The sequence below is a fragment of the Allopusillimonas soli genome (assembly GCF_004153445.1).
Taxonomy (GTDB): Bacteria; Pseudomonadota; Gammaproteobacteria; order Burkholderiales; family Burkholderiaceae_B; genus Allopusillimonas; species Allopusillimonas soli.
Map to the genome: position 1 here is coordinate 1 of NZ_SDQC01000012.1, position 6,279 is coordinate 6,279.

Consider the following 6,279-nt stretch of genomic DNA (forward strand, 5'->3'; position numbering starts at 1 on the left):
GGCAATAAAAAACCCCCGAGCCGGTTGGGCACGGGGGTTTTGGCAATAAGAGCCTGACGATGTCCTACTTTCACAGACGAGCTGTCCACTATCATCGGCGCTAAGGCGTTTCACGGTCCTGTTCGGGATGGGAAGGCGTGGGACCACCTTGCTATGGTCGTCAAGCGTAACGGGTTGCCCTGCGGCGCGCTCTAAAAGCGGCGCGCCGCAGGGCCAATCTGGCAAGAAGCACACGAGAGGCCCTGGCCGGGCCTTCGAAGCGTCATGGTGTGTGTAGGGGTGTGTCGGTTTTGTTGCGTTGCGGGTTGCGTTATGCATTCTGGGCACGGCACACTTCGATCCGCACTAACCTGCAAGGTTATAGGATCAAGCCGCACGGGCAATTAGTACTGGTTAGCTGAACGCATTACTGCGCTTGCACACCCAGCCTATCAACGTCCTGGTCTCGAACGACCCTTCAGGGGGGTCTAGCCCCCGGGATACCTAATCTTCAGACGAGTTTCCCGCTTAGATGCCTTCAGCGGTTATCTCTTCCGTACATAGCTACTCGGCAATGCCATTGGCATGACAACCGATACACCAGCGGTACGTCCACTCCGGTCCTCTCGTACTAGGAGCAGGCTCCGTCAAGTATCCAACGCCCACGGCAGATAGGGACCAAACTGTCTCACGACGTTTTAAACCCAGCTCACGTACCTCTTTAAATGGCGAACAGCCATACCCTTGGGACCGGCTACAGCCCCAGGATGAGATGAGCCGACATCGAGGTGCCAAACACCGCCGTCGATATGAACTCTTGGGCGGTATCAGCCTGTTATCCCCAGAGTACCTTTTATCCGTTGAGCGATGGCCCTTCCATACAGAACCACCGGATCACTATGACCTGCTTTCGCACCTGTTCGACGTGTCAGTCTCACAGTCAAGCACGCTTATGCCATTGCACTATCAGCACGATTTCCGACCGTACCTAGCGTACCTTCGTACTCCTCCGTTACGCTTTGGGAGGAGACCGCCCCAGTCAAACTGCCCACCATGCACTGTCCCCGACCCGGATAACGGGCCAAGGTTAGAACCGCAAACAGACCAGGGTGGTATTTCAAGGTCGGCTCCCTCGCATCTGGCGACACGAGTTCAACGCCTCCCACCTATCCTACACAGGCCGGTTCACAGTCCAATGCAAAGCTACAGTAAAGGTTCATGGGGTCTTTCCGTCTAGCCGCGGGTAGATTGCATCATCACAAACACTTCAACTTCGCTGAGTCTCAGGAGGAGACAGTGTGGCCATCGTTACGCCATTCGTGCAGGTCGGAACTTACCCGACAAGGAATTTCGCTACCTTAGGACCGTTATAGTTACGGCCGCCGTTTACCGGGGCTTCGATCAAGAGCTTGCACCCCATCACTTAACCTTCCGGCACCGGGCAGGCGTCACACCCTATACGTCGACTTTCGTCTTGGCAGAGTGCTGTGTTTTTAATAAACAGTCGCAGCCACCGATTCTCTGCGACCCCTTCATGCTCGGCGCGCAGGCGCTTCACACTACCAGGGTATACCTTCTCCCGAAGTTACGGTATCAATTTGCCGAGTTCCTTCTCCTGAGTTCTCTCAAGCGCCTTGGAATATTCATCCCGTCCACCTGTGTCGGTTTGCGGTACGGTCTCGTGAAACTGAAGCTTAGAGGCTTTTCCTGGAACTGCTTCCGATCAGTCTAGAGCGCAAAGGCTCTATTCAGTCACACCCTTGAATTACGCGCCCGGATTTGCCTATGGCGCCTTCTTCGATGCAACAACGGGGACTTCCAACACCCCGATGACTTTCCGCAATCCGTCCCCCCATCGCATTTCACGACGGTGCTGGAATATTAACCAGCTTCCCATCAGCTACGCATCTCTGCCTCGCCTTAGGGGCCGACTCACCCTGCGCCGATGAACGTTGCGCAGGAAACCTTGGACTTACGGCGAGGGGGCTTTTCACCCCCTTTATCGCTACTCATGTCAGCATTCGCACTTCTGATACCTCCAGCAGCCCTTACGAGCCACCTTCTCAGGCTTACAGAACGCTCTCCTACCGCGTGTGACCGAAATCACACACCCGCAGCTTCGGTCTATGGCTTAGCCCCGTTACATCTTCCGCGCAGGACGACTCGATCAGTGAGCTATTACGCTTTCTTTAAAGGATGGCTGCTTCTAAGCCAACCTCCTGACTGTCTGTGCCTTCCCACTTCGTTTCCCACTTAGCCATAGTTTGGGACCTTAGCTGGCGGTCTGGGTTGTTTCCCTCTTGAGTCCGGACGTTAGCACCCGGTGCTCTGTCTCCCACGCTCATACTTGCCGGTATTCGGAGTTTGCCATAGGTTGGTAAGTCGCCATGACCCCCTAGCTATAACAGTGCTCTACCCCCGGCAGCAATACGTGAGGCACTACCTAAATAGTTTTCGGAGAGAACCAGCTATTTCCAGGCTTGTTTAGCCTTTCACCCCTATCCACAGCTCATCCCCTAATTTTTCAACATTAGTGGGTTCGGTCCTCCAGCACGTGTTACCGTGCCTTCAACCTGGCCATGGATAGATCGCCTGGTTTCGGGTCTACACCCAGCGACTCAAATCGCCCTGTTCGGACTCGCTTTCGCTACGCCTTCCCTATTCGGTTAAGCTTGCCACTGAATGTAAGTCGCTGACCCATTATACAAAAGGTACGCCGTCACCCCTTAAAGAGGCTCCGACTGTTTGTATGCACACGGTTTCAGGATCTATTTCACTCCCCTTCCGGGGTTCTTTTCGCCTTTCCCTCACGGTACTGGTTCACTATCGGTCGATCACGAGTATTTAGCCTTGGAGGATGGTCCCCCCATCTTCAGACAGGATTTCACGTGTCCCGCCCTACTTCTCTGACGCCTAGTTCCACGTCCCAGATTTCGTCTACAGGGCTATCACCTGCTACGGCCGCGCTTTCCATCGCGTTCGACTATCTGGCACGCTAAATCGTCAAGGCTGCTCCGATTTCGCTCGCCGCTACTGTCGGAATCTCGGTTGATTTCTGTTCCTCGAGCTACTTAGATGTTTCAGTTCGCTCGGTTCGCCTCCAGGCACCTATGTATTCAGTGCCGGATACCGCTTGCGCGGTGGGTTTCCCCATTCGGATATCTGCGGATCAAAGTTTGTTTGCCAACTCCCCGCAGCTTTTCGCAGGCTACCACGTCCTTCTTCGCCTGTGATCGCCAAGGCATCCACCATGTGCACTTAGTCGCTTGATCCTATAACTTTGCAGATTATAGGCTTGCTTGAGTGCGTTGTTTGTGCCGTTCTTTCGCTTTCCAAAGGGCGCGCCTTCTTAAGACGCGCGTCTTTATGAGAACTACTTTGAACATTTGTGTTCAATATGCAATCACAACCCGTATCTATGACACACCCGAGCCCGCGCCCGCCACTCTCCAGCCAAGGAAAGCGCGCTCGCGCACCCGAATCTGCACCATATTTACTTCGTTGTGCTTCTTCCAAATTGTTAAAGAACGAGTCCTGCCATCGAACCGACGAGCCTTGGGCTCGCAGATCCAATGAGTAGCGCTTCGCGCACCGCACTCCCGGCCCCTAAAGCCGGGCCTGCGCGCCCAAAACCCTATTCATTGCATCCGCACCCCGTGCCCAAAACGCCTGTGCGTGGTGGAGGATGACGGGATCGAACCGACGACCCCCTGCTTGCAAAGCAGGTGCTCTCCCAGCTGAGCTAATCCCCCGCACCGGTATAAACCGTACTGGTGGGTCAAGTTGGAATCGAACCAACGACCCCCGCCTTATCAAGACGGTGCTCTAACCGACTGAGCTACTGACCCAGTATGCGCAAATCCGCCTGGACTTGCGTATGCCTGTCGTGGCTTACTCTTTCTCTAAAACCTAACAGCCAATAAGTGTGGACGCTTTCGCTTTGTCCTTGTCACCTGTGTGTGCACTCTTAAAGGAGGTGATCCAGCCGCACCTTCCGATACGGCTACCTTGTTACGACTTCACCCCAGTCATGAATCCTACCGTGGTAATCGCCCCCCTTGCGGTTAGGCTAACTACTTCTGGTAAAACCCACTCCCATGGTGTGACGGGCGGTGTGTACAAGACCCGGGAACGTATTCACCGCGACATGCTGATCCGCGATTACTAGCGATTCCGACTTCATGCAGGCGAGTTGCAGCCTGCAATCCGGACTACGATCGGGTTTCTGGGATTGGCTCCCCCTTGCGGGTTGGCGACCCTCTGTCCCGACCATTGTATGACGTGTGAAGCCCTACCCATAAGGGCCATGAGGACTTGACGTCATCCCCACCTTCCTCCGGTTTGTCACCGGCAGTCTCATTAGAGTGCCCTTTCGTAGCAACTAATGACAAGGGTTGCGCTCGTTGCGGGACTTAACCCAACATCTCACGACACGAGCTGACGACAGCCATGCAGCACCTGTGTTCCGGTTCTCTTGCGAGCACAGCCAAATCTCTTCGGCCTTCCAGACATGTCAAGGGTAGGTAAGGTTTTTCGCGTTGCATCGAATTAATCCACATCATCCACCGCTTGTGCGGGTCCCCGTCAATTCCTTTGAGTTTTAATCTTGCGACCGTACTCCCCAGGCGGTCAACTTCACGCGTTAGCTGCGCTACTAAGGGCCGAAGCCCCCAACAGCTAGTTGACATCGTTTAGGGCGTGGACTACCAGGGTATCTAATCCTGTTTGCTACCCACGCTTTCGTGCATGAGCGTCAGTATTATCCCAGGGGGCTGCCTTCGCCATCGGTATTCCTCCACATCTCTACGCATTTCACTGCTACACGTGGAATTCTACCCCCCTCTGACATACTCTAGCCCGGCAGTTAAAAATGCAGTTCCAAAGTTAAGCTCTGGGATTTCACATCTTTCTTTCCGAACCGCCTGCGCACGCTTTACGCCCAGTAATTCCGATTAACGCTTGCACCCTACGTATTACCGCGGCTGCTGGCACGTAGTTAGCCGGTGCTTATTCTGCAGGTACCGTCAGCGGCGCCAGGTATTAACCGGCACCTTTTCTTCCCTGCCAAAAGTGCTTTACAACCCGAAGGCCTTCATCGCACACGCGGGATGGCTGGATCAGGGTTGCCCCCATTGTCCAAAATTCCCCACTGCTGCCTCCCGTAGGAGTCTGGGCCGTGTCTCAGTCCCAGTGTGGCTGGTCGTCCTCTCAAACCAGCTACAGATCGCAGCCTTGGTGAGCCTTTACCTCACCAACTAGCTAATCTGATATCGGCCGCTCCAATAGTGAGAGGTCTTGCGATCCCCCTCTTTCCCCCGTAGGGCGTATGCGGTATTAGCCACGCTTTCGCGTAGTTATCCCCCGCTACTGGGCACGTTCCGATACATTACTCACCCGTTCGCCACTCGCCGCCAAGAAAAGCAAGCTTTCCTCGCGCTGCCGTTCGACTTGCATGTGTAAAGCATCCCGCTAGCGTTCAATCTGAGCCAGGATCAAACTCTTCAGTTCAATACCTGTATTTACTCCGCGAACACAGTGCGCCCTGCCCATCCCCAGACCCTTCGGGCCCAAGGACAGCGCGGCGCAACCGCCTTCGCGGGTCGCGTCTTGCTCAAAGAAAAAGACAAGATTTCAAAAACGAATTTCCAAAACCTGACTTCTTCATTTGTGCGAGCCACTTGTGTAGTACTTCTTGGCACCGGGCCCGGACTCCCCTGCCCGGCCCATCGCTGGACCGAAAAAAAGAACCGGACGCCGCCGGTGCAAAGACGCATTCCAAGCGCCCACACTTATCGGCTGTTAAATTGTTAAAGAGCAGTTTGCCGGCCCCCGTACTGACTGACCATCGAGCAAAGAAACGAGATTATGAAGTAGTTTTTTTGACCTGTCAAATCGACCACTTCGCCCCGGCTTTCGCCCGCCTCACCGCACCGGCCTGAGCGCATGCCCGGCGGGCCTGCGTCTCGCGCCCTGTCCGTCAGGGTTAACCCTGAGTTCGTGTGCTGCGAAGAACAGAACTATAGCACAGCCTTTTTACCCCGCGCAAATCCCTTTCCCCCTTTTTTAACGCCCCCTGGCTACGGCTTGACCACTTTTTACGCTAAGCCCTTGAACCGGCTCGCAATTCTTTTTTTACGCCCGCACCCAAATATTTTTACCGGCCCGCGCCCCAGCCCCTGCCGCCCTTGCCACACCGGCGCGCGCCCCCCGGGGCCCGCCCACACGCGCCCCATCGGGCGCCACGCCGCAGGCTGCGCCACACCGCCCGCTACGGCCGGCAAAAAGAAAATTAGATGCGCG

General features: G+C 55.2%; 2 tRNA genes and 3 rRNA genes. All 5 read right to left on the reverse strand.

The annotated features are described in order from the left end of the window. Positions 1-51: 51 nt before the first annotated feature. Positions 52-165: ribosomal RNA gene (gene rrf / locus ERD78_RS19595) — 5S ribosomal RNA — on the reverse strand. A 197-nt stretch (positions 166-362) separates the two neighbouring features. Next, positions 363-3,251, reverse strand: a 23S ribosomal RNA gene (locus tag ERD78_RS19600). A gap of 404 nt (positions 3,252-3,655) precedes the next feature. Further along, positions 3,656-3,731: transfer RNA gene (locus ERD78_RS19605), tRNA-Ala, on the reverse strand. Between the two features lie 19 nt (positions 3,732-3,750). Next, positions 3,751-3,827, reverse strand: a tRNA-Ile gene (locus ERD78_RS19610). Positions 3,828-3,948: 121 nt separating this feature from the next. Then, positions 3,949-5,487, reverse strand: a 16S ribosomal RNA gene (locus tag ERD78_RS19615). Together the 16S, 23S and 5S rRNA genes with 2 tRNA genes alongside form the textbook arrangement of a ribosomal RNA operon. Positions 5,488-6,279 lie beyond the last annotated feature (792 nt).